Source organism: Arenimonas sp. MALMAid1274 (genome assembly GCF_049195245.1).
Taxonomy (GTDB): domain Bacteria; phylum Pseudomonadota; class Gammaproteobacteria; order Xanthomonadales; family Xanthomonadaceae; genus Arenimonas.
In genome coordinates, this window is the sequence record NZ_JBMIRR010000026.1 from 256964 (window position 1) to 282662 (window position 25699).

Here is a 25699-nt window from a genome sequence, read left to right on the forward strand (position 1 = left end):
GGATCAGAAGGCCTGGGTGTAACGCAGGTAAGTCGTTCGCCCGTAGCCGTCGTACAGATAGAAGTTGTAGGGCCGCCCGTCGTAGGGCACCTGCGCGGGATGGCGGTCGCCCAGGTTGGTGGCGCCCAGCGTGATGCGGCCGTCCCATGGGGCCCGCCACGTCAGCTGCAGGTCGTGGGTGGCGTAGCTGCCGATGCGCGCGCTGCCGCTGTCGCCACCGTGGTCGCCGATATGGTTGACGTTCCAGGTCACCGACACATCGCCGAGGCGCCAGGTGTTGGACAGCGCGGCGCGCAGGTCCGGGTAGCCCGGCCGGCCCAGCAGGTCGAAGCGCCCCAGGCCGCTGTCTATCGTGTAGTCCAGCACGTGCGACACGGCCAGTTGGCTGTCCAGCGCGCCCCAGTCGCCCAGGCCGAAATCCAGGCCGATACGCAGGTCCACTCCGTCGGTCTCGACCCGGCCCCGATTGACGTAGCCGGACGTGATGCGCTGGATCCGGCCATCGGGTCCACGGTCCACGCCCAGGCCGGCCGGCAGCGGGCCGTACAGGCCTGGATTGGCGGCGAAAACCACCACCTCCTGCGGCGTGAACTTCGAGATGCGGTCGTCCACGCGGACGCGGTGGTAGTCCACGCCCAGGCTCATCCAGGCGGTGGCGTCGTAGCTCAGGCCCAGGCTGGCGTGCTCGGCGCGTTCCGAGCCGAGGTCCGGGTTGGCCAGCGTGACCGTGTCCACCTGGGTCTGGCAGTTGGACGGGGCGCCCAGGGCGAGGCAGGTGGCGGGATCGGAAATCGGTTCGGCCGAGAAGGTCGGGGCCTGGGTCAGGATGTCCAGGCCCGGCGCCACGAAGCCCTGGCCCCAGGACGCACGGAAGGTGAGCGGATCCAGCGGCTGCCAGCGCAGCGCCACCCGGGGCGAGAACTCCTGGCCGTAGTCGCTGTAGTCGTCGTAGCGGCCGGCCAGGCTGAGGTCGAAGCTGCTCACGAACGGCAGCAGCCACTCGAAGAACACCGCGTCCACGTCGCGGTCGCCGCCGGAAGAGTTGCCGGCGGTGCCGAGGATCGCGCCGGCCTCCGACAGCGAGTCGAAGCGACTGTAGTAGGTGCCGCGCCGGTGCTCGGCGCCGAACACGGCGCGCGAGCGGCCGCCGCCGAGGTCGAACAGGTCAACTTCGGCGGTCGCATGGATCTCGTCGCTGCGCCAGCGCGCATCCGTGCTCAGCGTGGCCTGCAGGCTGGACAGCAGCGACGGGTCGGCGCCGTAGGGATCGGAGAGGTCGTAGCGGCCGGAGTTGGCGGCCTCGTTGGCGATGTCGGAAACGATGTAGCCGCGACCCAGCGACACGAACCGGTAGTCGGCGCGGCGCAGGCCCACGTCGATCTGCACGCGGTCGGTGAGCTGGCCCTGGAAGCCGAGCACGAAGTCCAGGTTGCTGGCCTCGGTGAATTCGTCGCGGTTGCCCGCCGCGGCAAAGCGGTGGAAAAAATAGGTGGGAAGGCCGTCGGTGGGATCCACGTCGTTGGGGCTGCCGTCGTCCACCACCAGCAGTCCCGGCGTGGGGGCATAGCGGCCGAAGCTTTCGACCCGGGTCAGGCTGGCGCTGGAATAAAGATTCCAGCGATCGTTGATCTGGTGGTCGGCGCGAACGTCGAGTCCCACCCGGCTGAGCTTGGCCTCGTTGGCCGCGACCTGGTTGAAGTCGAAGCCGCACAGCCCGTTGTCCTGCACGTAGAACGCGCCCTGGCTGCAGTCGAAGCCGGGCACGGCGCGCGCACTGCCGGTACTCCAGTCGTAGTAGTTGTTGCCGTACAGGCCCACGCCGCGCACGGCGCCGCCGATCTGGTCGCGGGTAAACACAATGCCGCGCCGCGAGGCCGAGGCGCCGGCGACCAGGCGGGTGCGCTCGCTGCCGCCGCCCATCAGCATCGACATCTCCTCGGTGTCGCCGCCCTCGGCTTCGCTCCAGCCGCGGCCGTAGCGCAGCTGCGCGCCTTCGAAGTCGCGGCGCAGGATGATGTTGACCACGCCGCCGATCGCATCGGCGCCGTAGATCGCGGACGCGCCGTCGGCCAGTATTTCGATGCGCTCCACCGCCGACAGCGGAATGGCGTTGAGGTCGGCGCCGAAGGACGCGCTCATCGGGTTGGTCGGCGCGCGCCGGCCGTCCACCAGCACCAGAGTGCGGTTGGGCCCGAGGCCGCGCAGGTCCACCGTGGCCAGCGACTGGGCGGTGCTTCCGGACTGGGGCCGGAAATTTCCGGTCGTGGCCAGGGGCAGGTCGCGCAGGAGATCGGCCACGGAAAAATCGCCGCTGGCATCGATTGCCTCGCGGTCGATCACCCACAGGGGCGTCGCGCCTTCGGGCGTGCCCCGGGCCAGGCGTGAACCGGTGACCTTGACGGCGTCGAGGCCCACGTCGCCCTCCGCGGCCGCGGTCGGGCCGGGGGCCGCAAGGGCGGCCGTGGCGGCCAGCGGAGACAGCGCCAGCAGGCTGCGGCGCAGGGCGAGGGGCAGGGCGCGCGATCGGATCACAGGGGACTCCCGGGCCGTAAACGGCGGCCTCCGGAATCTTTTACAAGCGTTTTAGTTTGTTTGGCAAGGGCGCCCGGCCCGCCCCGGGCGGGATCAGCCGCGGAACGTCTGCAGGTGCACGCTGGTTTCGGTGGCGCTGACCCCGGGGATGCGGCGGATGCGCTCGAGCGTGCCGGACAGGTCGGCCAGGCTGCCCACGCGCAGCTCGGCCAGCAGGTCCCAGCGGCCGTTGGTGTCGTGCAGCGCAAAGACGCCGGGCTCGCCGAGCAGGGCGCGGATCACGTGGTGCTGGTTGCCCTCCACCGCCAGCGAGGTCCAGGCGTGGATCTCGTCCGGGGTGGCATCCGGGCGCAGGCGCACGGTGTAGCCGGCGATCACGCCGTCGCGCTGCAGCCGGGCCATGCGGTTGGTGATGGTGCCGCGCGAGACACCCAGGGCGATGGCCAGGTCGGCGACCGGCGCGCGGGCGTCGTGGCGCAGTTTGGCGATCAGGCGGTGGTCGAGGTCATCCATCTGCGCAATCCGGCATTTCGTACTGACTATTTAGCAGCTTTCTGGCGCATACGCTGCATTGTTGCCGTTTCGCACTGACGGCCCGGTACGGACAATGGCCACACCGTCCACCGAATCCGGAGCCCCGCCATGGCCATGACCCAGCTCACCACCCAGGACCTGACCCGCATCGTCGCGACCTACGGCCTGCCGACCCTGCTGGCCCGCCTGGTGGACTATCTGGAGGCCGATTTCCGGCGCTGGCCCGAGTTCGACAAGAGCCCGCGGGCCGCGGCGCATTCTCCGCTGGGCGTGATCGAGCTGATGCCGGTGGCCGACGCGCGCGAGTACAGCTTCAAGTACGTCAACGGCCACCCGGGCAACACCCGCCTGGGTCTGTCCACGGTGGTGGCCTTCGGCGTGCTGGCCGACATGGACACCGGCATGCCCAGCCTGATCAGCGAGCTGACGCTGACCACCGCGCTGCGCACCGCCGCCACCTCGGTAATGGCGGCGCGGCTGCTGGCGCGTAAGGATTCGCGCAGCATGGCCCTGATCGGCAACGGCGCGCAGAGCGAGTTCCAGGCGCTGGCCTTCCACCATCTGATGGGCATCGACGAAATCCGCGTGTATGACGTGGACCTTGCCGCCACCGACAAGCTGGTGCGCAACCTGGCCACTGCCGCCCCCACCTTGCGCGTGGTTCGCAGCGCCAGCGTGGCCCAGGCCGTGCGCGGGGCCGACATCGTCACCACCGTCACCGCCGACAAGGCCAATGCCGACATCCTGACCCCGGAGATGATCGAGCCGGGCATGCACATCAACGGCGTCGGCGGCGACTGCCCCGGCAAGACCGAGCTGGCCGCGGCCGTGGTGGCGCAGGCGGCGGTGTTCGTCGAGTTCGAGCCGCAGTCGCGGATCGAGGGCGAAGTGCAGCAGATGCCGGCCGACTTCCCGGTGACCGAACTCTGGCGCGTGCTGACGGTGCAGGCGGCGGGCCGCCGCAATGCCGCCGAAGTCACGCTGTTTGATTCGGTCGGCTTCGCGCTGGAGGATTTTTCGGCGCTGCGCCTGGTGCGCGACTGCGCCCGCGAACTGGGCCTGGGCCACGAGGCGCACCTGGTGCCCGCGCTGCGCGACCCGAAGGACCTGTTCGGCGAGCTGGCCGCACCGTCGGCGCCGGCGCGACGCCAGGCCGCCTGAGGCCGGAAACGACAAGGCCCGCCGAAGCGGGCCTTGCTGCATGCCGGTGGAGGCGCTGGCTTACCAGACCACCTCGGCCATCGAGCAGTTCAGGCCCGAGCCGATGCCCAGCAGGGCCACGCGGTCGCCCTTCTTCAGGCGGCCCATTTCCTTGAGCTTGCTCAGCACGATCGGCACCGAGGCCGGGCCGATGTTGCCGTGCTCGGCGAAGATGGTCAGCACCTTCTTCGGGTCGATGCCGAAGGCCTTGATGAAGGCCTGGGTGTGCACCTGCGACACCTGGTGGATGACGAATTCGTCCAGCTCCTCGACCACCCAGCCCAGGGCTTGGCGCGCGGCGCCGAAGGTGGCCGTGGCCAGCTTCAGGCCTTCGATCAGCAGCATGCGGGTGTCGGTGACCATGCGGTCGAGGTTGCCGCGGCACAGGGTGTTCCACTGCGTGGCGGCCTTGGTAACGCCGCCGCGGTAGCGCGGGGCATCGGGCGTGAGTTCGGCGCGCGAGAGCACCATCGCCGCGGCGCCGCAGCCCAGGGTGAGGGTGGCCAGCTCGTTGCGGAACTGCTCCTCGGTCACTTCCGGGGAGGCCATGCGCTCGAGCGTCTTCTTGTAGGCCAGGTTGGCGGTCTCGCCGTCCACGACCAGGGCGTATTCGATCTCGCCGCGCTCGATCATGCGGCTGGCGATGTCCATGCCGTTGAGGAAGGCCAGGCAGGCATTGGCCACGTCGAAGTTCTGGCAGTTCTCGCCCATGCCCAGGTTGCCCGAGACGATGGAGGCGGTGGACGGCTCCAGGAAGTCGCGACTGACCGAGGTGTTGACCAGCAGGCCGATCTTGCTGCGGTCGATGCCGGCGTCGGCCAGGGCCTTCTCGGCCGCCAGGGTGGCGGCGTCGCTGGCCTGGGTCTCGTCGTCCCAGAGGCGGCGGGCGTAGATGCCGGCGATGTCCTGCAGCACATCGGTCTTGATGCCCAGCCGGTCCATGGTGGGCTTGAGCTGGGCATTGATGTCGGCCGAGCTCAGGCGGTGCGGCGCATCGATGTGCGCAAGGCCGGCGATGGAGACGTGCTGGAACAACATGGGCAGGGTTGACCTTGGCGGAAACCCACGAAGGTTACCCGTTTCGGCGCCCCGGCTCCACTTGGGCCGGGGGCCGGCGTGAAGAACCGGGGCCGGGGCCTCAGTCTTCGATGGGGAAGGTCTCGACCGTGCCCTCGGCGGTTTCGCGCGTGCTGGGGCCGGTGTTGCGGGCCGGGGCCACCGCCGTGCCGCAGCGGTAGGCCTGGAAACGCTGCTCGCCGTCCAGGGGTTCGCCCTTGGGCTGGATGGTGTCGGCGCCCAGGCTGGGGGCCTCGTTGCGGGCCAGGGTTTCCAGCTCGTCGCGCACCTTGAGGTCGTTGCGCTCGTAGAAGCCGACGCTGTTCTTCACCGATACGGCCACTTCGCCCTTGAGCTGGCAGCTGCCCAGGGACTGGTCGGCGCGGACCACGCGGACCTCGGCGCCGCCGGGGGCCATCTTCACCCAGGTGCAGGCGGAGACGAGGGGGATCAGCAGCACGGCCAGCGCAAGGGTTCGCATCGGTTGCTCCAAAAAGAACACGGCCGGGATTGTCGCCCCGGCCGTGCTGAACCCGCAATGAGCCGGGCGGTTACGGCTTCGGGGCCACCGGCTGGCCGTCGGCGTCCACCACCTTCACTTCGCCCAGGTTGAGGCCGCGGATGCCGGCCTCGATCTTGGACAGGTCGCCCACGATCACCCAGGTCAGGGCCTCGGGCTTGATGGTGCCGGCCTGGGCCTGCACGACCGCCGGGGTCAGCGCTTCGATCTTCGCGCGGCGCTGCACCACGTAGTCGTCGGGGCGGTTGAAGCGGACGATGCCGCCGATGGCGCCCATCACCGAACTCGCCGTCTCGAAGGAACCGGGCAGGCTGCGGATCTCGGTGGCCTGGATCTTGGCCACTTCCTCGGCCGTGGCCGGCTCGCTGCCATCGGCGAAGGCCGTGATCTCGCGCTTGAGCTCGGCGATCGACTCGCTGGTCTTGTCGATCTGCACGTTGGCGAACGCGCCCCACGGACGCTGTCCCTTCGCGCCCTGCAGGAAGCTGTAGCTGCCGTAGGCCCAGCGCTTGTCCTCGCGCAGGTTCATGTTCAGGCGCGAAGTGAACTCACCGCCCAGCACGGAATTGGCGATCTCCAGCTCGGTGGCCTTGGCATCCATCGTGGACGGGGCCAGCTGGCCGACGAAGATCGTGGCCTGGATCGCGCCCGGCTGGTCCACCAGGTAAACGCTGGGCTTGGACGGCAGGGCCACGGTGGGCACCGCGATCGGCGCCGGCGCCGGACCTTCGCCCTTCCAGTCGCCCAGGTGCTTCTCGAGCACCGGCACGATCTCGGCCAGGGTGGTGTCGCCGGTGACGATCAGGGTGGCGCCTTCCGGACGCACCCAGGCCTTGTGGAAGGCCACCAGGTCGTCGCGGGTCAGCGAGGCGATGGAGGCCTCGGTGCCCGAGCCGGTGAACGGAATGGCGTAGGGATGGCCCGCTCCGTACAGCAGCGGCGGCAGGATGCGCTGCGAGGCCGAGTTCGGACGCGCCTTCTCCTGCTTGATGCCGGCGATCCAGCTCTGGCGCACGCGCTCGATTTCCTTGTCGTCGAAGCGCGGCGCACGCAGCATCTGCGCGAACAGCGCCACCGACTCATCGAGGTTTTCCTTCAGCGCCGACAGGTAGGCATTGCCACCGTCGAGCGCGGCACCGGCGGCCAGGTTGGCGCCCAGCTTTTCGGCGCGGTCACCGAAGGCCAGGGCGTCGAGGTCGCCCGCGCCTTCGTCGAGCATGCCGAAGGTGAAGCTGGACGTGCCCAGCTTGCGGCCCAGGTCGGCCGAATAGCCGCCCGGCAGCTCCAGGCTCATGGCCACCACCGGGATCGTGTTGCGCTCGGCCAGGATGACCTTGATGCCGTTGCTGAGCGTGGCGCGCTGCAGTTCGGGGAAGCTCAGCGCGGGGAACTCGGTGGTCTGCGGCACGCCCTTGCTGCGGTCCACCGTGCTGGGCGTGGTGGTGTACTTCGGATCGGCCGCCGGCACCGGCGCCATGTCCGGATGGGTCTTGGATTCTTCCTCGACCGTGGCCACGCGCTCTCCCGGGTTCACGACGATGGTGTGGTCGCCGCGCGACAGCCAGCGCTTGCCGGCCGCCACCACGTCGGCCGCGGTGGCCTGCTCGAGCACGTCCAGGCTTTCGCGGAAGCAGCCCGGGTCGCCGGTGTAGACGGCGCACTCGGCCAGGGCGTCGGCCTTGCCGCCGAAGCCGCCGATGCGCTCGATGCCGCGGATGAAGCCGGCCTTGTAGACGGTGCGCGCCTGCTCGAGCTCGCTCGCGGTCGGGCCTTCGCTGATCAGCTTGCGCAGCTCTTCGTCCAGCGCGGCCTCGACGGTGGCCACGTCCACGCCCTGCTTCACGTCCACCTGGATGAAGAACAGGCCGCCGAGCAGGTTGGACCAGGCGCCGGCGGACACGTTGTCGGCCAGCTTGTCGTTGAACACCAGGCGCTTGTCCAGGCGCGAGGAGCGCGAGCCGCCCAGCACCTGGGCCAGCAGCTGCAGGCGTTCGACGTCGGCCTGGCCGTACTCGGCCGTGTTCCAGGCGCGGTAGACGCGGGTCTGCGGCACGCGGTCGGTCATGGTCTCGCGCGTGGACGCGGTGCGCGGCGCCGGATCCACCTTGGGCTGGGCCATGGTCGGGCCGGCCGGGATGTCGCCGAAGTACTTGGCGACCTTTTCCTTGGCGGTGGCCAGGTCGATGTCGCCGGCCAGCACCAGAACGGCGTTGTTGGGGCCGTACCAGGTCTGGAAGAAGCGCTTGACGTCATCGGGCGAGGCGGCGTTGAGGTCGCTCATCGAGCCGATGGTGGTCCAGCTGTAGGGATGGCCCTTGGGGTAGGAGGCCTTGAGCAGGCGCTCGTAGAACTGGCCGTAGGGCTGGTTCTCGCCCTGGCGCTTCTCGTTCTGCACCACGCCGCGCTGCTCGTCGAGCAGGGCCGGGGTGACGTAGTTGATGAAGTGGCCCATGCGGTCGGACTCCATCCACAGCGCCATGTCGAGCGCGGTGGTGGGCACGTTCTGGAAGTAGTTGGTGCGGTCCTGGTTGGTGGTGCCGTTCTGGTCGGTGGCGCCGACCAGCTCGAAGGGCGCGAAGAATTCGGTCGGATGGTTCTCGCTGCCCTGGAACATCAGGTGCTCGAACAGGTGCGCGAAGCCGGTGCGGCCCGGCAGCTCGTTCTTCGAGCCCACGTGGTACCAGATGTTGACCGCGACGATGGGCGCCTTGCGGTCGGTGTGCACGATCACGCGCAGGCCGTTGGGCAGGGTGAACTGCTCGAAGGCGATGTCGGCCCGGGCGGCCTGTTCCTTGGCGATGGCGTCGGTGGCATGCAGCGGCGAGGTGCCGGCGAAGACGAGGCCCAGGGCCAGGGCAAGCGCGGTGGCGCGCGGACGGCGGATCGAGATCATTCGGATACCTTGCAGGGACAGCCGGCGATGCCGGGGGACCCGAATCCTAGCCTGCCTTGACGGGCCATACACTAGGCCAAAGGCCATAGTCGGCACATGCCTACAAAAACCCGCGGAAATTCCTTCCCGATCAATGGCCAGGCGCGGCCGTGGTCGGGCCTTGCGATCGCGGTCTGCCTTGCCCTGGGGCTGGTCGCCAGCCCGGCCCATGCCGCCCTGAGTTTCGAGGAAGGCCTGGCCCGCGACCCCGAAAGCAACGCACTTCTGTATCGCGAACAGCACCTGGTGCGACGAGTGGACGGCCAGCCGCGCGAGCGCCTCGTGCTTTACCGCTGCGCCGACGGCACCGCCTTCGCGCGCAAGCGGGTGGACTACCGTGACTCGGTGCAGGCCCCGGAGTTCAGCCTGGAAGATGCGCGCCTGGGTTACGGCGAAGGTCTGCGGCGACGCGGCGATGCCGGCACGGTGTGGGTGCGCGAGGGCGCCGGCCGCAAGGAACGCAGCGCGGCGCTGGACGATGCCCGCGCCCGGCTGGTGGCGGATGCGGGCTTCGACGAATTCATCCGCGGGCAATGGGCGGCACTGAGCGCCGGCAAGTCGGTGCCGCTGCGCTTCGCGGTGCCGTCGCGGCTGGAAAGCCTGGGGTTCAAGCTCAGCCGGGTCGGGCAGGCCACGCACGCCGGCGAGGCAGCGGACGTGTTCCGGCTGCGGCTGGGCGGCGTGCTGGGCTGGGTGGCGCCGCATATCGACGTGGCTTACGGCCGCGAGAGCCGTCGGCTGCTCCGCTTCGAGGGCCTGAGCAACCTGCGCGAGGACGATGGCCGCTCGCAGCTGGCGGCACGCATCGATTTCCCGCGGCCGGCCCGGGCCGCCACCGAGCAGCAGTGGCAGGCCTTCCAGGACCTGGCCCTGTCCGGCTGCCGCGTCCGGGGCTGATCGCGGACAGCGGCGGACAGCCTGCGGCGCGCCGCAAGTGTCTGATTATCAAAGCGTGAGGGCTTGGCACGGTTCCTGCTGACCAGGCTTATCCGACCACGCCGGAATTCGCCATGCGCCTGTCCACCCAGCTCCACCGCAGTCTCTTCGCCCTGCCCCTGCTGGCCGTGGGCCTGCTGGCCACCACCGCCGGCGATGCCTCGCCGGTGTCGCTGCCGGTGCCGGCGGCGCTGGCCGAAGCGGCCCTTCCGGGTCTGGACTGCAGCAATCCGCGGCCGGCCGGCCCGCGTGGCCTGGCCCGCGTGCCCGGCGACATCGCCACCCTCGGGCGCCGGCTGCGCTGCGCCAGCTGAGGCCGCGATAATGGCCGGATGATCCAGGTCATCCTGTTCGAACCGGAAATTCCGCCCAACACGGGCAACGTGATCCGCCTGTGCGCCAACACCGGCGCCGGGCTGCACCTGGTCGAACCGCTGGGTTTCGAGCTCGACGATGCGCGGCTGCGGCGCGCCGGCCTGGACTACCACGAGGCCGCGCGCGTGGTGCGCCACGCCAGTCTTTCCGAATGCCTGGCGACGCTTGATTCGCCGCGTGTGTTCGCCTTCAGTGCGCGGGCCACGCAGCCGTGGCAGGACGTGCGCTTCGCGCCGGGCGATGCGCTGCTGTTCGGGCCCGAGACGCGCGGACTTCCCGATTCGGTGCTCGACGCGCTGCCGCCGCAGCAGTGCCTGCGCCTGCCGATGCGGCCGGGACAGCGCAGCCTGAATCTCTCCAACGCGGTGGCGGTGGCGGTGTTCGAGGCCTGGCGGCAGCTGGGTTACGTCGGCGCCGCGGGGCATGACTGACGACAGGGGGTGGGGGTTTTCGGTCGTTTGTTAATGATCCGTTACGGTGCGATTCCCATACTTGCGCCAGCCCGGAGCCGAATTCCGGGCCATCCCCACCGAAAAGGAATAAGAAAAATGAAGCGTTCCCTCATTGCCCTGGCCCTGGCTTCGCTGCTGCCCCTGTCGGCCCAGGCCGACGACAAGCTGAGCTACACCTACGTGGAAGCCGACTACGTCAACGTCGACAGCGACGCCGACGGTTTCGCGCTGCGCGGTTCGTTCGAGTTCGGCGAGTCCAACTTCTACGGCTTCGGCAGCTACTCGCAGGTCGAGACCGATGACTTCAACATCGACATCGACACCACCGACGTCGGCCTGGGCTACGCCCACGGCATTTCCGACAACGCCGACCTGATCGCCGAGATCGCCTACGTCAACACCGACGTGCAGGGCTTCGGCGACGCCGACGGCTACCGCGCTTCCGTGGGTGTCCGCGGCTCGTTCACCGAGAACCTGGAAGGCCTGCTGAAGGCCAACTACTTCGACGGCAGCGACATCGACGGCGACTTCACCGGCACCGCCGGCCTGCACTGGAAGTGGACCCAGACCTGGGGCATGACCGGTGAGGTCGAGTTCGCCGATGGTGGCGAGGCCTACACGGTCGGTATCCGCGCCAGCTTCTGATCCTGTTGCATGCGTTGCGGAAAAGCCCGGCCCTTGCCGGGCTTTTTCTTTTTGCGCAAGTTTTCCTGTTCAGGCTCGCGCACCTCGTTAACCGGAGGTTGCAGTGGGGTTTCCATACTCGGCCTGCCCTGTTCGCAGGGCATCCCCCCGAAAGTAGAAAAGGAAACACCATGAAACGTTCATTGATGGTTCTTGCCCTGGCCTCGCTGCTCCCTGTCGCGGCGCTGGCCCAGGATGGCCCCAGCTACACCTGGATCGAAGGTGATTACCTGAGCACCGACGGCGATGGCGGCCTGGATGCCGACGGCTTCGGCCTGCGCGGTTCGTACGAGTTCGGGCAGTCGGGTTTCTACGGCTTCGCCGGCTACCACCAGACCGACATCGACAACACCAGCATCGATGCCGAGGGCCACGAGGTCGGTCTGGGTTACGCACTGGGCGTGAGCGACCGCACCGATTTCATCGGCGAGCTGGCGCACCAGCGCAACGACCTGGAAGTGGCCAAGATCGACGGCTTCCGCACGTCGGTGGGCCTGCGCAGCGCGTTCAGCGAGCGCTTCGAGGGCCTGATCAAGGCCAACTACTACGACGGCAGCGACTACAGCGGTGACTTCACCGGCACGGTCGGCGCCCAGTGGCGCTTCACCGACACTTGGGGCATCACCGGCGAAGCCGAGTTCGGCGATGGCGGCGAGTCGTACCTGGCGGGTCTGCGCGCCACGTTCTAAGGCAAAGAAAACATACCTGGTACGAACTTACGAACTTAGGGTTGTTCGAAGAGGCCGTCGGGGTATTCGGGTTTCTGTTCGCGCGACAGCAGCATCTTCAGGCCCTCGACGGGCGTGATCTGCTCGTGCAGCACGCGGTGCACCAGGTCCGAGATCGGCAGCTCGATGCCGTGGCGGTCGCCCAGGCGCATCACTTCGTCGGCGGTCTGCACCGACTCCACCACCTGGCCGATCGCGGCCACGGCTTCCCTGATCGACTGCCCGCGACCCAGCGCCAGGCCCAGCCGGCGGTTGCGCGAGAGGTCGCCGGTGCTGGTCAGCACCAGGTCGCCCAGGCCCGCCAGGCCCATCAGTGTTTCCGCGCGTCCGCCCAGCGCGACATTCAGGCGCAGCATCTCGTTCAGGCCGCGCGTGATCAGCCCCGCGCGCGCATTCAGTCCCAGCTGCATGCCATCGGCGACGCCGGTGGCCACGGCCAGCACGTTCTTCATCGCGCCGCCCAGCTCGGCGCCCAGCATGTCGTTGCCCGTGTAGGCGCGGAAGGTGGGCCCGTGCAGCGCCGCCGCGACCGCCGTGGTGAAGTCCTCGTCGTCCGAATGCACCGTGACCGCGGTCGGCAGCCCCTGCGCCACTTCCTTGGCGAACGACGGTCCGGTGACCACCGCCAGCGGCACGCCCGCGCCCAGCACCTCGCCGGCCACTTCGTGCAGGAAGCGCCCCGAGCCGGGCTCGAAACCCTTGGTCGCCCAGGCCACGCCGGCCTGCGCGCGCCGGTGCGGCGCCAGCGCGTGCAGGGTTTCGCTGAAGGCATGGCTGGGCGTGACCACCAGCACCAGGTCGGCCGAGGCCACTGCCGAGGCCAGGTCGCCCGTGGCCACCAGCGCCTCGGGCAGCGGGATGCCCGGCAGGTAACGCGTGTTCTCGTGTTGCCCGTTGATGGACGCGACCTGGGCCGCGTCGCGGCCCCAGATCGTGGTCGCATGCCCGTTGCGGGCAATCAACGACGCCAGCGCCGTGCCCCAGGACCCGGTCCCGAGCACGGCGATGGACGGCTTGGCGGTGCTCATCGGCGCCGCGCCTGGATCAGGCGTTGCCGGCCTCGGGCAGCGCGCCGCCCTGGGCCGCTTCGGCGCGTCGGCGCAGGCCTTCGGCGTACAGCGCCTCGAAGTTGATCGGCTGCAGGTAGAACGGCGGGAAGCCGCCCTGCGCCACGAGGTCGCCGATGGCCTGGCGCGCGTACGGGAACAGCACGTTCGGGCAGTAGGTGCCCAGCATCATGTCCAGGGTGCGGTCGTCGAAACCGGCCAGCTGGAACAGGCCCGCCTGCTCGATCTCGGCCAGGTAGACCACCTTGTCGGCCAGCTTGCAGGTCAGGGTGATGCCCAGCGCGACTTCGAACACGCCGTCGCCGACGCGCGCGACCTTCTGGTTGAGGTTGAGCTCGAGGTTGGGCTGGCCGGGCTCGTTGAAGATCTGGGGCGCGCCCGGGACCTCGAAGGACACGTCGCGCACGTAGATCTTCTGGATCGCGAACTGCGCCTGGTCGGCGCCGACGGCGCCATTGTTCTGCTCGGCCATTACGGCAACTCCGGTATCGATGTGGGTGGGAAAAAGAGGGCGATTATCGCACGCCGTCGCGGATCAGGCCTTGCCCTTGGCCAGCGGCAGGCCGGCGGCGGTCCACGCCCCCAGGCCGCCATCGAGCACGCTGACGCGCTTGAAGCCGGCCTTGACCAGCTTCTCGGCGCTGGCCGAGGCGGTCAGCCCCGCCGCGCACACCAGCACCACCGGCGACTCCTTGGCCTTGGCCAGCAGCTTGCCTTCGGGTTCGACCTGGCTGGGCAGCAGGTGCCGGGCGCCGATGATGTGGCCCTTCTCGTAATCGGCCTGCGCACGCAGGTCCACGACCAGCGCGTTCTCGCGGTTGATCAGTTCGGTGAGCTGGGCGGGCGTGACGGCCTTGTAGCCGCGGAACAGCCGCATGACCTCGGTATAGATCAGGGCCAGGGTGATGCCGGCCAGGGCAATGGAGAGCAGCGGATTGGCTTGGGCGACTTCGAACAGGCGATCCATGGGGTGCGGGGTTCCGGCAGCGGGGCGGGCATTATGGGCGCCGCCGCCGCCCCGGGCAAAGAAGCCGGTTCAGCGCGGCTCGAGGTCCGGCAGGCCGCTCATCAGCCACCAGCGCTTGGCCTCGGCGTCCCAGCGCCACTGCTGGCGGTCGGTGATGATGCGTTCGACCTGGGTATTGCGGTTGACCAGGCGGATTTCAACGACCTGCTCGTAGCGGTCTTCGGATGGCTCGGACGAGCCCTTCACCAGGTAACCCGAGACCTGGAACTGCTTGAAGCGCTCCTTCTCCAGGTCGGTGATGGGGTTTTCCGCCAGCACCATCGGGTCGACGAAGTTGGCCGCGGCCTCGAAGTCGCTCCAGCGGATGGCGCTGACGTAGGTGTACAGGGCCTCCTCGCGCGGCGTGCGCTTGGCCGCCATCGAACCGCAGGCGGTGATCAGCAGAACGGCCAGGGCCGGGGCGAGCCATCGAATCGGTCGGATGTCCATGCGGCCCATTATGCACAAAGGCCCGCGCGCGTCTCAGTCGGCGCGCAGGGCCGCGAAACGCCCGGTCAGCGTGGCCATCGGCTCGCCTTCCGGGCCCAGCACCGCGGACACCACGGCGGCGCGGGCACGGCCGCGGTCGCGATAGCTGTGCAGGACGTGGTCCCAGTCCACCTCGGGCTCGAGCCGGGCCTCGGCCAGCAGGTCGGCGTAGAGCGGCTTGAGGTAGCGCACGTGGCTGTCGGCCACGTACACCTGGGCCTGGATGCCGCACTGCTGCAGCTTCAGGGTCAGCATGCCCCAGGCGGCCAGGGTCATGATGCTGGCCAGGCTGCCGCCGAAGGCGCTGTGCTTGTCGTTGACGTTGGCGGCGATCGGCGCCCGCAGCCGCAGCGCGTCGCCGTCCCAGGACAGGGCCTGGATCTGCATCGCGGCCACGGGCGGCATCGAGCGGTATTGGGCGTTGAGGAAGTCCAGGGGGTTCATGCGCTGCCGTTTCCAGGGTGGCTGTGCGAAGCTGCGGCCATGGCCAGGCCGAAGTCCCCACCGGTATTGGCGGGATGGTACGTCATCTCGCTGCGCCCCTCGGGCAGCCACGCACCGGTGCGGCGCGCCGCGGCGACGCTGGGCGCACGCGCCTTCCCCGTCAGTACGCTGCGCCTGGAAGCCGTGGATGCAGGCGTGGCGCTGTCGGCCGCGCTGGCCTGCCCGCGCGTGGTGTTCACCAGCCCCGCCGCGGTGCGGTTCGCGCGATTGCACGCGCCGCTGCAGGCGCAGCCGGGGCAGCGCTGGGTGGCGGTGGGCAGCGGCACCGCGGCGGCGCTGCAGCGGGCCGGCGTCGACGATGTCGAGCTGCCGCCGGGTCGCAGCGATTCCGAACACCTGCTGGCCCTGCCGGCACTGCAGGACGTGGCCGGCCTGGACGTGGGCCTGGTCACCGCCCCGGGTGGCCGCGGGCTGATTGCCGAGACCCTGGCCCAGCGCGGCGCACGCATGCACCTGGCCGAGGTCTATCGGCGGGTACCGGTGGCGCCCACCGCGACGCGGCTGGCGCGGCTGGACCAGTTCCAAGAGCGCGGCGCCCTGCTGGTCAGCAGCGCCGAGGCCTTCGACGGCCTGTGGTCGCGCCTGCCCGAACCGGCGCGCGCCCGCTGGCGCCTGCGCCCGGTGGTGGCCAGCAGTCCGCGCCTGGCCGCAAGCCTGGCGGCCCTGGGCTTCACGGCCATCGTGCTGGCCGAGGGCGCGGCCCCGTCGCACCTGCTGCAGGCCCTGGCCCGCGATGTGGCGGCGGGACGCTTCCGGTAGGATTGCGGTTGTTTTCGCGTTCCTTGTCGGCAGTGGACACCGTGCTCGAACAATCCTCCGATACCCCGCCTGCACGCCGCCCGTTCGGGGCCCTGGGCTGGCTGCTGCTGTGCGCCGTGCTGGCCGCGGGCGTCTACGGCGCCTGGCGCGGCTGGCAGGCCCTGCGGCCAAGCGAAGAAGCGGGCCCCGACCTGAGCCCGGAAGCGCTGGACGCGCGCCTGCTCGAGGCCGAACAGGCCCTGGTCTCGCTGCGCCGCACCCACCACGGCCTGGACCAGCGCCTCACCGACACCACCGCGCGCACCGGCCTGCTGCGCGACGAGGTGCTGGGCGTCGGCCAGCGCGCCGCGATCCTGGAAGACAACCTGCGCGAACTCTCGGCCCAGGCCAGCGAAGGCCGCGATGCGCTGCGGCTGGACGAGGTGGAGCTGCTGCTGAGCCTGGCGCAGGCGCGGCTGGATATCGCCGGCGATCTGCCCGGCGCGATCCAGGCCACGTCGCTGGCGCACGACACGCTGGCGCCGCTCACCGATCCGCTCTACATCAACCTGCGCCAGACCGTGGGCCAGGAACTGGCCGCGCTGCGTGCGCTGCCGGCCGATCCGCGCACCGCGGCGGCGGCCGAACTGGACGCGCTGCAGTCGGGGCTCGCGGGCTTCACCAGCCGCGCGCCCGGGTCCACGCCTGCCGCCGCGCCCGCAGCTTCGGGCTGGCAGCGCCTGCTCGACGCCGTGGTGCAAGTGCGCCCCAGCAATCCGCAGGACCTGATCTCGCCGGCCGACCGCGCCACCGGCGAGGCCACGCTGGCGCTGGAGCTGGCGCTGGCGCGCACTGCGCTGGACCGTCGCGACGAAGGCGGTTTCCGCGCCGGCATCCAGCGCATCGACCAGTGGCTGCAGCGGCTGTACGCCGACGACGCGTCGCTGCGCGCGCAGCGCGAAAAACTTTCCGGCCTGGCCACGCTGACGCTGCGGCCCGACCTGCCGCTGCAGGGGGCGGGGCTGCAGCAGCTGCGCGACCTTCGCCGCGGACGGACGCCGGCGCCATGAATCTTTACCGCAGCCTGCTGTGGTGGCTGGCGCTGGCGGTGCTGGGCGCGTTTGCGTGGAGCGTGTTTTCGCAGGACCTGGGCGATGTGGTGGTGCGGTTCCGTGGCCTCACGTACACCACCACGCTGGCGTATTTCGTGTTGGCCTGGGGCCTGGCGTGGTTCCTGATCTGGGCGCTGTGGTGGCTGCTGCAGCTGCCGCTGCGCGCGTGGCGCCGGCATGCGCGGCAGCAGGCGCGCAATCGCCTGGTCAGCGGGCTGGAAGCGCTGCACCAGGGACGCTGGGCGCGCGCCGAATCGCTGCTGGCCAAGGCCGCCGACGACGCCGAGCTGCGCACGCCGGCGCTGCTGGGCGCGCGCCGCGCGGCCGCCAGCCACGGCGACGTCGAGGCCGCGGCGCGGCACCAGGCGGCGCTGCTGGCGCACGATCATCCTGCGGGCGTGCTTGAGCAGGCCACGCGGCTGGCCGAACTGCAGCGTCATGACGAAGTGCTCGAAGCGCTGTCCGGGCTGACGGGTCCGCTGCCGCCGCGCGCGCTGGTGCTGCAGGCGCAGGCGATGGCCGCGCGTGGCCGTGCCCACGAGGCGCAGGCCCAGCTCAATGCACTGCGGCGCGAACAGGCCCTTCCGGCTGACCAGCTGTCGGCGCTGGAACTGCAGCTGGCCGCGGCCGCGCTGGAGCAGGCACCGCAGGCCGACGTGCTGCTGCAGCGCTGGCAGGCGCATCCGCAGCGGCTGCAGCTGGCGCCTTCGGTGGCTGATGCCTTCGCGCATCGCGCGGTGGCGCTGGGCCTGGAAGCGCAGGGTGTGCAGGCGCTGGCCGATGCCCTCGATGCGCAGTGGGAACCTGCGTTCGTCTCGCGTTACGGCCGCCTGCCGGTGGCGCGCGAGATCGCGCGGCTGCCGCGCGCCGAAGCTTGGATGGCCGCGCATGCCAACGATCCGGCGCTGCTGGTCGCGCTGGCGCAGCTGTGTTTCCAGCAGCAGCTGTGGGGCAAGGCCGAGGACTACCTGCACCGCGCCCTGGCCCAGGGCGCAGGCGCCGAAGCCTGGGAGTGGCTGGGCCACGTGTGGACCGCGCAGAACGACAGCGCCCGCGCCGCCCTGGCCTACGCCAACGCGCTGCGCGTCTCGCGCGACGAACCGCCGTTGAGCCTCTCCGGCCGCACCCTCCGCGAACAGATCGCCGACCAGGCCGTCGCCGAACAGCGCAACGAACACGGCATCCCCCTGCTCCCCCGCTAACCAAATCCGGGGTCAGAGTAAGTTTATCTTCGGAGCGTTCGCCCCGCGGCGAGCCGCTACGAAGATAAATTTACTCTGACCCCGGATTTCGCTCGGAAGATAAACTTACTCTGACCCCGGATTTTTAGCGTTCGACGATGGCGGTGACGCCCATGCCGCCGGCGGTGCAGACGGAGATCAGGACGCGGCCGGAGCCTTTTTCCTTGAGCAGCTTGGCGGCGGTGGCGACGATGCGGGCGCCCGTGGCGGCGAAGGGGTGGCCCAGGGCCAGCGAGCTGCCGACCACGTTGAGCTTGCTGCGGTCGATCGAACCCAGCGCCTTGTCCAGGCCCAGCTTGGTCCGGCAGAACTCCTCGCTCTCCCAGGCCTTGAGCGTGCACAGCACCTGGCCCGCGAAGGCCTCGTGGATCTCGTAGTAGTCGAAGTCCTGAAGCGACAGCCGGTTGCGCGTCAGCATCTGCGCCACGGCCCAGCACGGCGCCATCAGCAGGCCTTCGCCATGCACGAAGTCCACCGCGGCCACCTGCGCATCCACCAGGTAGGCCTGGATCTCGAGGTTGCGCGCCTTGGCCCACTCCTCGGACGACAGCAGCGCAGCTGACGCACCGTCGGTGAGCGGCGTGGAATTGCCGGCCGTCAGCGTGCCCTGGCCGGAGGTCTTGTCGAAGGCCGGCTTGAGCGTGGCCAGCTTTTCCATCGACGTATCGGGGCGCAGGATGTTGTCGCGCTCCAGGCCGCGGAACGGCGCCACCAGGTCGCTGTAGAACCCGCGCTCGTACGCCGCGGCCGCCTTCTTGTGCGACTCCATCGCCAGCTGGTCCTGCGCCTCGCGCGGGATCTGCCATTCCTTGACCATCAGCTCGCAGTGCTCGCCCATGGACTTGCCGGTGCGCGGCTCGCCCACGCCCGGGAAATCGGGCTTGAGCTCCTTGAACCTGAAGCCCTTGAAGGCCTTGAGCCGCGCCCCGAACGACCGCGCCATGTTGGCGTCCAGCAGCCGGCGACGCAGGCGCTTGCTGACCACGATCGGCACGTCGGACGTGGTGTCGGAGCCGCCGCCGATGCCGGCCTCGATCTGTCCCACCGCGATCTTGTTCGCAATCAGGATCACCGTGTCCAGGCCGGTGCCGCAGGCGCGCTGCAGCGTGATGCCCGGCGTGGCCGGCGACAGGCCCGAGGAAAGCGCCGCCTCTCGGCCCAGGTTCCAGTCGCTGCTGTGCTTGAGCACCGCGCCCATGGCCACTTCGCCCAGCGTCTCGCCGTGCAGCTTGAACTTCTCGACCAGCGCGCCGAGCGTCTTGATCGACATGCCCAGATTGCCGACGTCGTGGTAGGCGGTGTTGTTGCGGCAGAAGGGAATGCGGACGCCGCCGAGGATGGCGACACGACGGGTGGGCGACATTCGATCACTCCTGGCTGGCCGGCATTCCGGGCCGCGACGGGCGCGGTCCGGACCCGGGGACAATGCGTTCACCGGCCCCGGCAGCGGGCAGCCGGGGGTCGGCGGGTATGATGGGATCATAACCCGACGCCACCGTATGCCGATGACCCGACCTGCCCTGAGTTGCCTCGCCGCCGTCGCCCTGGAGCTGTCGCCCGGTGCCGGCGCCGGCCGCACGCGGCTGGGTCCCGAGGCCGCCGGCGCGCTGGCCGCGCTGGTGGCGCGCGACCTGGCCAAGCTGGTGCCCGAGGCCGCCGAGCTGGACCTGGGCCTCGTGGCCGCGCTGTTCGATCCGGTGGAACTGCTGCGTCCCGGCTATCGGCTGCACGCCGAGCTCGAACGCCTGGTCGCCCGCGCGCCGGGGGCCGCCGGCGCCCGCGTGATCGGCTTCGGCGCCGGTGCCGAGGGCCTGCCCGCGCCGCTGCAGCCCGCCGACGAACACGCGCAGGGCCCGCTGCGCCTGCTGCCGCTGCTGCTGCGCGGCGACGCCGAACGCGTGGCCCGGGTCGGCGACCAGCTGGAACAGGTGCTGCTGGACACCGGCATGGCCGGCGCCGACACCGCGCTGCTGGCGCAGGACGGCTTCCAGGCGCGCATCGAACACGCGCGCCTGCTCACCCTCAACGACCTGGCCGCGATGATGGCCATGCAGTACGAGCACGCCGGCCTGGCGCCGCTGTGGCCGCTGGTGGAAACCGCGCTGCTGGCCCCCGCGGGCGAGGAGTGGCTGGACGCGCCGCCCGAACCGCTGGCCCGCTACGCCGACGGCGGCGTGCGCATCGCCCTGCTCGACATCGACGCCTGGGCCGAAGGCGGCTTCGCGCCCGCCGGCGTGGATGCCGAGCGGCTCACGCGCGCCTTCGAACAGTTCCAGATGCGGCAGCGCCAGTTCGCGACGGTGCTGGAAGCCCACGGCATCCCGGTCACCTTCGACCATTGCCCCGCGGGCCGCGATCCGCGCGGCGTGCTGACCGAAGCCTAGGCTTCAGGGCGGCGGCGGGCGGTCGCGCCCCACGCGCAGCCGCGCCACTTCCAGCGCCAGCTCGAAGCCCGGGTCAGGCGCGGCGCCGCGCCAGCGCGAGTCCTCGCCGTCGAGCACCAGCACGTGTTCGCGCCCGGCCACGCGCGCCAGCACCTGGTCGTAGCGCATCGGATCGGCCAGCACCAGCGCCGGCGCGGCCTGCGGATCAGCGCCCAGCATGCGGCCCTGCAGCGGACTGCGGCAGCTGCGCGCATCGAGCAGGTACTGCAGCGACGGCACCAGGTCCACCTGCTGGAACTCGCCCGGCACCGGCCCCGGCGGCAGCCCACTGGCACCGACCACGAAGGCGGGCACCCGCACCATCGCCGCCGGCCCGAAGCGCTGCAGCTCGTCGCGCCGCACCGGCGCCATCATGCGATGGTCGCCCACCACCACCAGCAGGTTGTCGCGGAAATAGCCGCGCTGATCCAGCGCGCGCGCAAACTCCGCGATCGCCGCATCGGCCTTGCGCACCGCGGCGGCCTCGCCGCCATCACCGCCGTCGCGCGCCACGAACGGCGGATGCATGCCCACCGTCAGCACCGTGGCCATGAACGGCGCCGGCCCGCGCTCGTGGTCGTACCACTGCAGCACGCGGTCGAACAAGGCCGCATCGCTGGCGGCATTGAAGGCGCCGCGCGGCAGGCCGTCGTAGGCCGGATGCTTGTCGCCCTCCATCGCCTCCACGCCGATCGCACGCAGCCAGCGCTCGCGCCCGGTGAACTGCAGGTCGCCGGTGGTGAAAAAGTGCGTGCGATGCCCGCGCGCCGCCAGCCGCCGATGGAAATCGCCGTGCACCTGGGTGAACAGCATCGTGGTGCCGTAGCGGATGCCCGACAGCGGCGCATGCCCGGTCATCAGCGCGATCAGCCCGCCTTCCGTCGAAAACCCGTTGGCGTAGAAATCGGGGAACCAGCTGCCCCGCTGCGCCAGCGCGTCCAGACCGGGCGTGAGGTCGTCGGGCAAGCCCGAGAACAACCGGCTGTGGCGCAGCGACAGCGACTCGACCACCACCACGATCACCGACGCCTGGCGCTGCAGTCCGGCCTCGCACACCGGCGCCGGCGGCGCGGTGTCTTTCAACCGCTGCAGGGTCGCGGGGCCGTAGGGCCGGGCCATGCCGTTGCCGCGGTTGATGGCCAGCACGTTTTCGTAGCCCAGGGTGTTGAGGTACCAGGTCCTGCCGGGCAGCCAGGCCAGGGCCAGCACCAGGCCGGTGGCGGCAAGCCAGGCCCCGCGTCCCTGTCGCCGCGGTGCCCGCGCCGCGCGCGCCACCGCCAGTCCCGCGGCCAGCACCAGGGCCAGGCCCGCCACGCCGAATGCCGCGCCTTCGGGCGTGCGCAGGAAGGGCCACAGCACCGACGCGTTCGCCGCCGCCTCGCCGCCGTAACGCTGCAGGTCTTCCCACAGCAGGCGCCGGCTCAGCAGCCTCTGCACGCCCACGTCCACCACGAAGGCCAGCATCAGCGCGGCCGCGCCCAGGCCCAGCATCCAGGCCAGCACGCGCGTGCCCAGCCAGCGCGCCAGCAGGAAGGCGGACAGCAGCGCGAACAGCAGCCACAGGTCCTGCCCGATCACCGGCACCACCAGGCAGCGGTCGCAGTCCAGGTAGGCGCCCAGAGAGCGGTCCACCTGCCAGGCGCGGTAGCCCGACAGCGCCAGCAGAAGCAGCGCGGCCAGCCCCATCAGGCGGTCGCCGGCGCGCGTGCGGGTCGGGGTCGGAGGGGTGGGGGTGTCGTTCATGCGGGGCAAAGCGTAACAGTCCCCCGCGATAGACTAGCCGCCGCACGGGCGTCGCCGCCGCCCCACACCGTGGATGTCCCATGATGCTTGCCCGCCTGATGGTCCTTGCCTGCCTGTTCGCCGCGGCCGCGTCCGCCGCGCAGGCACCCTCCTGCCGCCGCGCTGACGGCGACCCCGACCGCCCGCGCATCGGCCTGGTGCTGGGCGGCGGCGGCGCCCGCGGTTTCGCGCATGTGAGCGTGCTCAAGGAGCTCGAGCGCCAGCGCATCCCGGTGGACTGCATCGCCGGCACCAGCATGGGCGCGCTGGTGGGCGGCCTGTATGCCTCGGGCATGTCGGCCGACACCATCGAGCGCGAGCTGCGGGCGATGGACTGGCAGCGCATGTTCACCGACCGCCTGGACCGCCCGCAGCGTTCCTTCCGCCGCAAGCGCGACGACGACCTGGCCCTGGTGGCCGGCAAGCCCGGCATCGGCAACGAAGGCCTGAAGATCGCGCCCGGCGTGCTGTCGGGCGAACGCGTGCTGCTGCTGCTCGAGCAGATGACCCAGCCGGTGGCCATCCGCGACGATTTCGACCAGCTGCCCATCCCGTTCCGCGCCGTGGCCACCGACCTCAACTCCGGCCAGGCCGTGGTGCTGGGCCGCGGCAACCTGGCCCTGGCCATGCGCGCCAGCATGTCCATCCCGGGCGTGTTCAAGCCGGTGATCCTGGACGAGCGGGTGCTGGTGGACGGTGGCCTGGCCAACCAGGTGCCGGTGGACGTGGTGCGCGCAATGGGCGCCGACATCGTGATCGCGGTGGACGTGAGCACGCCGCTGTCCAAGCTTGATGAAAGCGCGGGCCTGTTCAACATCGTCGACCAGATCAGCGGCTTCCTCACGGTGGGCAGCGCCAAGGCGCAGATCGCCACGCTCACCGAGCGCGACCTGCTGGTGCAGCCGGCGCTGGGCAGCGAAGTGTCCACCACCGACTTCGCCAAGATCGAGCTGGCGCTGAAGCTGGGCGACCAGAGCCTGGAAGCGCTGCGCCCGCGCCTGGCCGCGATGGCGCTGGACACCGGCCGCTACGATGCCGCGCTGGCCGCGCGCCCGGTGCCCGACAAGGACGCGCCGGTGATCGACTTCGTGCGCCTGGACAACCGCAGCCGCTACGCCGACGAATTCCTGCTGGCGATGATCGACATCGCGCCGGGCAAGCCGCTGGACACGCCGCGCCTGCAGGACAACCTGCAGCGCATCTACGGCCTGGACACCATGGACCTGGTCACCTACGACCTGGTGCGCGAACAGGACCGCACCGGCGTGGTGGTCACGGTGACGCCGCACAGCTACGGCCCGAACTATCTGGAAACCGGCCTGAGTCTGTACTCCGACTTCAGCGGCGACTTCTTCGTGAACCTGCGCGCGGGCGTGCTGCGCGCGCCGGTGAACGCGGCCGGCGGCGAACTGCGCGGGCTGATGCAGATCGGCGACGAGCCCGGCCTGCTGCTGGACTACTACCAGCCGCTGGGCGTGGCCAGCGACTATTTCTTCATCGGACAGGCCAGCTACGAAAGCCCCAAGTTCGGCCTGTTCGCCGACGACGGCACCCGCGTGGCCAACTACCGCGTGCCCAGCTGGGGCGGCGAGTTCACCCTGGGCCGCGAGTTCGGCAACTACGGCGCCGCCACCTTCGGCTGGAAGCGTCGCGCCGGCACCGTGAAGCTGGAGCTGGGCAACCCGCTGTTCGACGACCTGCGCTTCGACCAGGGCGAGGTGGAGCTGGCGCTGACCTACGACCGCATCGACAGCGCCTACCTGCCGCGCGCCGGCACCTACGGTGTGCTCAGCCAGGTGGTGTCGCGCGGCACGCTGGGCGCCGACCACGATTTCCAGCAGACCAACCTGGACCTGCTGCATGCGCAGGCGATCGGCAAGCACTCGGGTTTCCTGGGCCTGCGCTACCACGCGTCCAGCGATGACGTGATCCCGGTGCAAAGCCTGTTCCGCCTCGGCGGCCTGACGCGCTTCGCCGGCTACCGGCCCAATGAACGCCTGGCCGAGAACTATGCGCTGGCCTACGGCGGCTACACCTACGAGCTGGGCCGCATCTTCAACCGGCCGGCGGTGTTCGGCGGCACGCTGGAATACGGCCAGACCTGGCTGGCCAACGAGTCCATGTCCGACGGCGAGGCCGAAATCCACGGCAGCCTGTATTTCGGCTTCGACTCGTGGCTGGGGCCGCTGCAGTTCGGCTACGGCCTGCGCGAAGGCGGCGAGGGCATCTTCCTGCTGGAACTGGGCCGGCCGCGTTGAGCCGCGGCCGCGCGCTCAGCCGGCGCGGCCCCAGTAGCCCAGCTCGCGCCGGATCTGCAGGTGCCGCAGCCAGTTGCGCGGCTTGGGGCGCAGCGCACCGAGCCGCCCGGCGATGAGGTCTTCGGTGGCGGCGATCACGCGCTGCGAGGACTGGCCATCGCGCCAGGGATGGATGCCGTCGGCATAGCTGGCGATTGCCAGCTGCAGGGCCTCGTCGGCGGCGAAGGCGCGGTCCAGCATCACCGGCAGCCAGGACGGCCGATCGAAGTCGAGCATGTGCGGTTTCGGCGCGCGGTTGCGGAAGGTCACCACCGGCTTGCGCTGCACCGCGAACTCCGAGACCACCGAGGTGGTGTCGGCCAGCAGCACGTCGGCGGCGCGCTGGGCCGAAACCAGCTGTTCGGTTTCGAAGAACAGCGCGTTGTCGCCGGCCAGCGCGCGGTAGCGCTGGAACAGCCCAGGCGCGCACTTGGGATGCAGGGTGAGCAGCCAGTAGCGGTCGCCGGCCGCGATCTGCGCGGCAATGGCCTCGTGCAGGTGCGGCGCCGCGCTCAGCCGCTCGGTGAAGGTGGACGCGAACATCACGATCGGCCGGCCGCCGGCACGCGCGCGGAAATCCTGCGCCACCGCATCCTCCGGCCCGAACAGCGGGTCGAGCTTGGGCCAGCCGGTTTCCACCACCGCGAAGTGGCCCTGCTGCCTGGCCAGCTTGCGGAACGGCGCCGTGGTCAGCGGACCCTGCGTGCAGTACAGGTCGAACAGGCCGCGCACGCGGAAGTGGCCGCGCGCATCGTCGCGCTTCTCGACGTTGAAGCCGTGGAAGAGCTGCACCTTGGCGCCACCCAGGAAAGGCGGCACCCAGTTGGCGGCGCTGAAGACCGCGCGCGGCTTCAGGGCCACCGCCCGCGCCACGTCCACGGCCTGCACGCCACCCGACAGCGTGGCGCCCGCGGCGCCGTCCACCAGCAGCGCATGCACCCCGTGGCCCGTGGCCAGCAGCGCATCGGCCAGCGGCTGCAGGATGGGCAGGGCGTAGCGTTCGGTGGCAAACAGCAGGTAGCTCGGCACCCGGGACCTCGATCGACGGCGCCGGTCGGCGGCGGTTTCCACGTTGGACCAGACCGTAGCCC

At 70.4% G+C, this 25699-nt stretch carries 23 protein-coding genes and 1 pseudogene; 11 read left to right on the forward strand and 13 right to left on the reverse strand.

Annotated features, from left to right (window positions below; genetic code table 11):
* Nucleotides 1–3 precede the first annotated feature (3 nt).
* Complete coding sequence (locus ACOQFR_RS07535; RefSeq protein WP_421380278.1) at nucleotides 4–2532, reverse strand: TonB-dependent receptor plug domain-containing protein; 2529 nt, start codon at nucleotides 2530–2532, stop codon at nucleotides 4–6.
* Nucleotides 2533–2625: 93 nt separating this feature from the next.
* Nucleotides 2626–3045, reverse strand: coding sequence for an Lrp/AsnC family transcriptional regulator (locus ACOQFR_RS07540; protein WP_421380280.1), 420 nt, complete (start codon nucleotides 3043–3045; stop codon nucleotides 2626–2628).
* 129 nt (nucleotides 3046–3174) lie between these two features.
* On the opposite strand from ACOQFR_RS07540, the gene ACOQFR_RS07545 reads away from it, so the two are divergent.
* Entirely contained in the window at nucleotides 3175–4227 is a 1053-nt protein-coding gene (locus ACOQFR_RS07545) for an ornithine cyclodeaminase (RefSeq protein WP_421380282.1), read from the forward strand.
* Nucleotides 4228–4287: 60 nt separating this feature from the next.
* On the opposite strand, the gene ACOQFR_RS07550 is transcribed toward ACOQFR_RS07545, so the two are convergent.
* The 3 genes and pseudogenes from ACOQFR_RS07550 to ACOQFR_RS07560 form a co-directional block, all read right to left on the reverse strand.
* Nucleotides 4288–5304 (reverse strand): 3-oxoacyl-ACP synthase III, encoded by a 1017-nt coding sequence (locus tag ACOQFR_RS07550; protein WP_421380284.1) that lies wholly within the window; start codon nucleotides 5302–5304, stop codon nucleotides 4288–4290.
* 190 nt (nucleotides 5305–5494) lie between these two features.
* Nucleotides 5495–5803: pseudogene (locus tag ACOQFR_RS07555) on the reverse strand (DUF4156 domain-containing protein); the annotation flags it as partial.
* Between the two features lie 70 nt (nucleotides 5804–5873).
* Nucleotides 5874–8735, reverse strand: coding sequence for a M16 family metallopeptidase (locus ACOQFR_RS07560; protein WP_421380286.1), 2862 nt, complete (start codon nucleotides 8733–8735; stop codon nucleotides 5874–5876).
* A 96-nt stretch (nucleotides 8736–8831) separates the two neighbouring features.
* On the opposite strand from ACOQFR_RS07560, the gene ACOQFR_RS07565 reads away from it, so the two are divergent.
* From ACOQFR_RS07565 to ACOQFR_RS07585, 5 genes are all read left to right on the forward strand, one after another.
* A complete protein-coding gene (locus ACOQFR_RS07565) occupies nucleotides 8832–9671 on the forward strand; it encodes a hypothetical protein (RefSeq protein ID WP_421380289.1) in 840 nt (279 codons plus the stop codon).
* Between the two features lie 113 nt (nucleotides 9672–9784).
* Nucleotides 9785–10024, forward strand: a complete 240-nt coding sequence (locus tag ACOQFR_RS07570; RefSeq protein ID WP_421380291.1) for a hypothetical protein — start codon at nucleotides 9785–9787, stop codon at nucleotides 10022–10024.
* 18 nt (nucleotides 10025–10042) lie between these two features.
* The gene (locus ACOQFR_RS07575) at nucleotides 10043–10516 is read left to right on the forward strand and encodes a tRNA (cytidine(34)-2'-O)-methyltransferase (RefSeq protein ID WP_421380294.1); all 474 of its coding nucleotides are present in this window, start codon (nucleotides 10043–10045) and stop codon (nucleotides 10514–10516) included.
* 117 nt (nucleotides 10517–10633) lie between these two features.
* The gene (locus tag ACOQFR_RS07580; RefSeq protein ID WP_421380297.1) at nucleotides 10634–11182 is read left to right on the forward strand and encodes a diffusible signal factor-reguated Ax21 faimly protein; all 549 of its coding nucleotides are present in this window, start codon (nucleotides 10634–10636) and stop codon (nucleotides 11180–11182) included.
* 170 nt (nucleotides 11183–11352) lie between these two features.
* The gene (locus ACOQFR_RS07585) at nucleotides 11353–11910 is read left to right on the forward strand and encodes an outer membrane beta-barrel protein (RefSeq protein ID WP_421380300.1); all 558 of its coding nucleotides are present in this window, start codon (nucleotides 11353–11355) and stop codon (nucleotides 11908–11910) included.
* Between the two features lie 35 nt (nucleotides 11911–11945).
* On the opposite strand, the gene ACOQFR_RS07590 is transcribed toward ACOQFR_RS07585, so the two are convergent.
* From ACOQFR_RS07590 to ACOQFR_RS07610, 5 genes are all read right to left on the reverse strand, one after another.
* Nucleotides 11946–12977 carry an NAD(P)H-dependent glycerol-3-phosphate dehydrogenase gene (locus tag ACOQFR_RS07590; protein ID WP_421380303.1) on the reverse strand — a complete coding sequence of 344 codons (1032 nt, stop codon included), beginning with the start codon at nucleotides 12975–12977 and terminating at the stop codon, nucleotides 11946–11948.
* 16 nt (nucleotides 12978–12993) lie between these two features.
* A complete protein-coding gene (gene secB, locus ACOQFR_RS07595; protein WP_421380306.1) occupies nucleotides 12994–13488 on the reverse strand; it encodes a protein-export chaperone SecB in 495 nt (164 codons plus the stop codon).
* 63 nt (nucleotides 13489–13551) lie between these two features.
* The gene (locus ACOQFR_RS07600) at nucleotides 13552–13983 is read right to left on the reverse strand and encodes a rhodanese-like domain-containing protein (RefSeq protein WP_421380309.1); all 432 of its coding nucleotides are present in this window, start codon (nucleotides 13981–13983) and stop codon (nucleotides 13552–13554) included.
* Nucleotides 13984–14052: 69 nt separating this feature from the next.
* Nucleotides 14053–14472, reverse strand: a complete 420-nt coding sequence (locus ACOQFR_RS07605) for a hypothetical protein (RefSeq protein WP_421380312.1) — start codon at nucleotides 14470–14472, stop codon at nucleotides 14053–14055.
* A gap of 33 nt (nucleotides 14473–14505) precedes the next feature.
* Nucleotides 14506–14955 (reverse strand): YiiD C-terminal domain-containing protein, encoded by a 450-nt coding sequence (locus tag ACOQFR_RS07610; RefSeq protein ID WP_421380315.1) that lies wholly within the window; start codon nucleotides 14953–14955, stop codon nucleotides 14506–14508.
* Nucleotides 14956–14994: 39 nt separating this feature from the next.
* Here ACOQFR_RS07610 and ACOQFR_RS07615 point away from each other — a divergent pair, with 39 nt between their 5' ends.
* Genes ACOQFR_RS07615 through ACOQFR_RS07625 form a run of 3 tightly spaced genes read left to right on the forward strand, consistent with a single transcriptional unit; the run spans nucleotide 14995 to nucleotide 18067 of the window.
* Nucleotides 14995–15774: a uroporphyrinogen-III synthase gene (locus ACOQFR_RS07615; RefSeq protein ID WP_421380318.1), complete on the forward strand. Its 780-nt coding sequence runs from the start codon at nucleotides 14995–14997 to the stop codon at nucleotides 15772–15774.
* Nucleotides 15775–15782: 8 nt separating this feature from the next.
* Nucleotides 15783–16823 (forward strand): uroporphyrinogen-III C-methyltransferase, encoded by a 1041-nt coding sequence (locus tag ACOQFR_RS07620; protein WP_421380321.1) that lies wholly within the window; start codon nucleotides 15783–15785, stop codon nucleotides 16821–16823.
* The gene (locus ACOQFR_RS07625; protein ID WP_421380324.1) at nucleotides 16820–18067 is read left to right on the forward strand and encodes a heme biosynthesis HemY N-terminal domain-containing protein; all 1248 of its coding nucleotides are present in this window, start codon (nucleotides 16820–16822) and stop codon (nucleotides 18065–18067) included. Before ACOQFR_RS07620 ends, ACOQFR_RS07625 begins: the two co-directional genes overlap by 4 nt.
* A gap of 124 nt (nucleotides 18068–18191) precedes the next feature.
* On the opposite strand, the gene ACOQFR_RS07630 is transcribed toward ACOQFR_RS07625, so the two are convergent.
* Nucleotides 18192–19469, reverse strand: a complete 1278-nt coding sequence (locus ACOQFR_RS07630; RefSeq protein ID WP_421380327.1) for an acetyl-CoA C-acetyltransferase — start codon at nucleotides 19467–19469, stop codon at nucleotides 18192–18194.
* A gap of 136 nt (nucleotides 19470–19605) precedes the next feature.
* Between ACOQFR_RS07630 and ACOQFR_RS07635 the strand changes: the two genes are divergently transcribed.
* A complete protein-coding gene (locus tag ACOQFR_RS07635) occupies nucleotides 19606–20490 on the forward strand; it encodes a hypothetical protein (protein WP_421380330.1) in 885 nt (294 codons plus the stop codon).
* Nucleotides 20491–20493: 3 nt separating this feature from the next.
* On the opposite strand, the gene ACOQFR_RS07640 is transcribed toward ACOQFR_RS07635, so the two are convergent.
* Nucleotides 20494–22272 carry an LTA synthase family protein gene (locus ACOQFR_RS07640; protein ID WP_421380333.1) on the reverse strand — a complete coding sequence of 593 codons (1779 nt, stop codon included), beginning with the start codon at nucleotides 22270–22272 and terminating at the stop codon, nucleotides 20494–20496.
* 80 nt (nucleotides 22273–22352) lie between these two features.
* Here ACOQFR_RS07640 and ACOQFR_RS07645 point away from each other — a divergent pair, with 80 nt between their 5' ends.
* Nucleotides 22353–24569: a patatin-like phospholipase family protein gene (locus tag ACOQFR_RS07645; RefSeq protein ID WP_421380335.1), complete on the forward strand. Its 2217-nt coding sequence runs from the start codon at nucleotides 22353–22355 to the stop codon at nucleotides 24567–24569.
* A gap of 15 nt (nucleotides 24570–24584) precedes the next feature.
* On the opposite strand, the gene ACOQFR_RS07650 is transcribed toward ACOQFR_RS07645, so the two are convergent.
* The gene (locus ACOQFR_RS07650) at nucleotides 24585–25637 is read right to left on the reverse strand and encodes a CDP-glycerol glycerophosphotransferase family protein (RefSeq protein ID WP_421380338.1); all 1053 of its coding nucleotides are present in this window, start codon (nucleotides 25635–25637) and stop codon (nucleotides 24585–24587) included.
* Between the last annotated feature and the right edge of the window lie 62 nt (nucleotides 25638–25699).

Coding starts and splice junctions, on each gene's coding strand:
- ACOQFR_RS07630 (WP_421380327.1), bottom strand. CDS start 19,469: ATGTCGCCCACCCGTCGTGTCGCCATCCTCGGCGGCGTCCGCATTCCC.
- ACOQFR_RS07570 (WP_421380291.1), top strand. CDS start 9,785: ATGCGCCTGTCCACCCAGCTCCACCGCAGTCTCTTCGCCCTGCCCCTG.
- ACOQFR_RS07560 (WP_421380286.1), bottom strand. CDS start 8,735: ATGATCTCGATCCGCCGTCCGCGCGCCACCGCGCTTGCCCTGGCCCTG.
- ACOQFR_RS07645 (WP_421380335.1), top strand. CDS start 22,353: ATGATGCTTGCCCGCCTGATGGTCCTTGCCTGCCTGTTCGCCGCGGCC.
- ACOQFR_RS07610 (WP_421380315.1), bottom strand. CDS start 14,955: ATGAACCCCCTGGACTTCCTCAACGCCCAATACCGCTCGATGCCGCCC.
- ACOQFR_RS07550 (WP_421380284.1), bottom strand. CDS start 5,304: ATGTTGTTCCAGCACGTCTCCATCGCCGGCCTTGCGCACATCGATGCG.
- ACOQFR_RS07545 (WP_421380282.1), top strand. CDS start 3,175: ATGGCCATGACCCAGCTCACCACCCAGGACCTGACCCGCATCGTCGCG.
- ACOQFR_RS07565 (WP_421380289.1), top strand. CDS start 8,832: ATGCCTACAAAAACCCGCGGAAATTCCTTCCCGATCAATGGCCAGGCG.
- ACOQFR_RS07625 (WP_421380324.1), top strand. CDS start 16,820: ATGAATCTTTACCGCAGCCTGCTGTGGTGGCTGGCGCTGGCGGTGCTG.
- secB (WP_421380306.1), bottom strand. CDS start 13,488: ATGGCCGAGCAGAACAATGGCGCCGTCGGCGCCGACCAGGCGCAGTTC.
- ACOQFR_RS07540 (WP_421380280.1), bottom strand. CDS start 3,045: ATGGATGACCTCGACCACCGCCTGATCGCCAAACTGCGCCACGACGCC.
- ACOQFR_RS07605 (WP_421380312.1), bottom strand. CDS start 14,472: ATGGACATCCGACCGATTCGATGGCTCGCCCCGGCCCTGGCCGTTCTG.
- ACOQFR_RS07575 (WP_421380294.1), top strand. CDS start 10,043: ATGATCCAGGTCATCCTGTTCGAACCGGAAATTCCGCCCAACACGGGC.
- ACOQFR_RS07640 (WP_421380333.1), bottom strand. CDS start 22,272: ATGAACGACACCCCCACCCCTCCGACCCCGACCCGCACGCGCGCCGGC.
- ACOQFR_RS07635 (WP_421380330.1), top strand. CDS start 19,606: ATGCCGATGACCCGACCTGCCCTGAGTTGCCTCGCCGCCGTCGCCCTG.
- ACOQFR_RS07585 (WP_421380300.1), top strand. CDS start 11,353: ATGAAACGTTCATTGATGGTTCTTGCCCTGGCCTCGCTGCTCCCTGTC.
- ACOQFR_RS07600 (WP_421380309.1), bottom strand. CDS start 13,983: ATGGATCGCCTGTTCGAAGTCGCCCAAGCCAATCCGCTGCTCTCCATT.
- ACOQFR_RS07615 (WP_421380318.1), top strand. CDS start 14,995: ATGGCCAGGCCGAAGTCCCCACCGGTATTGGCGGGATGGTACGTCATC.
- ACOQFR_RS07590 (WP_421380303.1), bottom strand. CDS start 12,977: ATGAGCACCGCCAAGCCGTCCATCGCCGTGCTCGGGACCGGGTCCTGG.
- ACOQFR_RS07580 (WP_421380297.1), top strand. CDS start 10,634: ATGAAGCGTTCCCTCATTGCCCTGGCCCTGGCTTCGCTGCTGCCCCTG.